Below are 2,167 nucleotides of genomic sequence, written 5' to 3' on the forward strand. Positions count from 1 at the left end.
CCTGAACCGTATGAGCATCAACATGCAGCGCTTCGGTCAGTCGACGTTCGGCCAGGAAGACATGGGTTCCGTGAACTCCTGGTTCGACAAGCAATTGAAGACGATTGAGGAATATACAGACGAGCAACTGCGCGTGGCTGAGGGCTTTCGCATAAAAAGCGAGCGGGAACTGCGCGAGCGGGGCGATTTCGTTTTTGAACCAACTATCCCTTTGCCATCCCTCAATATCGAAGTCGAGGCTTACTCGCGCTTCTCGATGCGTATTTTGACCACCATGATGAAATTCGACAGGGCTATGGACCAGTTCGATTTTATGGTTTGGAACGGCATTCGCGACCAATCGGACGTTGACGAAGAAGTTGTGCGGTTCCTAAAAAAGGTGAATCCGCTGGGAGTGCGGGGCTACATGACACATTTAAAGCTTATGACCACCGTGCGCGGTCGATAGGAGCTAGACGACGCATGCTGGACGAACTAAATCCTCAACAGCGGGAAGTCGCCCAGTTGCGTCAAAACTGCGTGGCAATCGCGTGCCCGGGTGCTGGAAAAACCAAGACAATCGCGACGAAGGCAGCGATGCTCCTTCAAGAGGATTCAGCAATAGTCGGCGCCGTTACCTTTTCCAAGGAAGCGGCGATCGAGCTTCGCGAGCGTATCTTGGGGGCAGCCGGCAAGACGGTACAAAAGCGCCTAATCGCAGGAACATTTCACTCGCTCGCGTACAAGCAGCTGCTTCGGCCTGGCGCGAAACGCATCGATATCGCATCGGACGGTGACAGGCTGGGCTTACTGATTCGTGTCATGCAAGACCTGGGCATAAGCGGCAAGGCGGAAGAGGTAATCCCTACGATCGAAAAGATCAAAACGAACTTTGGCCGCTTCGATCCAGAGTCGGACGACGGTCGCCTCTATCAAGCATATCAAGATGCGCTCGGGCGGAACGGGAAGATCGACTTTCAGGACATGTTGCGCCTGGCAGTTGCAGGCATGGAGTCGGGCACCATTCTCCCGTATCCCTTCAAATATCTTCTCGTCGACGAATTCCAGGACACCGATCCGCTTCAGTATCGTTGGATCGAGCTGCACGCGAAAGCAGGGTCAGTGATTACTGTCGTTGGCGACGATGATCAAAGCATTTACGCCTTTCGTTCAGCGCTTGGGTATCGTGGTATGGAGTCGTTCATTGAGGAATTCGGCGCGAAGCCGGTAATCCTCGGGAGTAACTATCGGTGCCGCTCGGAAATTCTGGCTGCAGCGGACCGGGTGATCTGTAACAACGTGGACCGAATACAAAAGATCTTGCGGGCAGAGAAAGGCCCGGGTGGTCGCGTCGTTACTTCCCGCCACGAGGATGAATACGCTGAAGCGGTGGCCGCCGTCGAACTGCTCGGTCCGCTTTTGACCGCTGGTCGGTCATGCGCAATTCTCGCACGTACCAATAGAAACCTCGACCCGATTGAGGCTGTGTGTCGTTCGCACGGAATAAAGTATTTTCGAGCATCCGGTAGCTCAGTTCTAAGCCGCCCGGAGGGCGCGTTGATGTGTGACCTGCTCGAACTGGTCGAACGCGTGAAGGAGACGGGCCTTGACGCGGTCCTCGCGCATTCCGGCATGCACCGCGATAACTTGACCGCGCTCCACGCGAGCATGGGTACCAAGCTGCAAATGAAGGGCAAAACCGAGCTCGTCGAAATGGGAATGGATGATGAGACCGCCACGAACTACCGCGAGTTCATGAAGCGTCTTGCTGAATGGCAAGGTCTGTGCGACAGAAAGTTCTACTCGTTGACGCTAACGGGGGTCTACGAATGGATGATGAAGTACGCAAGGAAGGAAGCGGCCCAGCGGACGATCCAAGCTACGTACGACGTTCTATCTCGCCTTAATGGATCATTCTTTGATCGACTGGGGTTTCTCCAGAAGGACAACAACCAAGCGGCACCGGATGCCTTGATTCTTACTACCATGCACAGTTCGAAGGGGCTCGAATGGGATCACGTCTGGATCGCTCGGGCGGAGGAAACGGTCGTGCCTGATGAGAAAAGCACAGAATCTGAGGAGCGACGGCTCTTCTATGTGGCGATGACCCGCGCCCGTGAGTCGTTGATGATTTCGGGGACGAAGAAGAATTTCGCATCGCGTTTTTCCGTCGAGGCGAAGGTCGCTT

General features: G+C 54.8%; 1 protein-coding gene and 1 pseudogene. Both read left to right on the top strand.

Annotated elements, in window-relative coordinates:
* Window positions 1-448 (top strand): annotated as a pseudogene (locus tag WCA53_RS10875) (ATPase); the annotation flags it as partial.
* Window positions 449-462: 14 nt separating this feature from the next.
* A partial coding sequence (locus tag WCA53_RS10880; RefSeq protein WP_423909084.1) for an ATP-dependent helicase occupies window positions 463-2,167 on the top strand: 1,705 nt, incomplete at its 3' end.

The organism is Caballeronia sp. (assembly GCF_049581465.1).
Classification (GTDB): domain Bacteria; phylum Pseudomonadota; class Gammaproteobacteria; order Burkholderiales; family Burkholderiaceae; genus Caballeronia.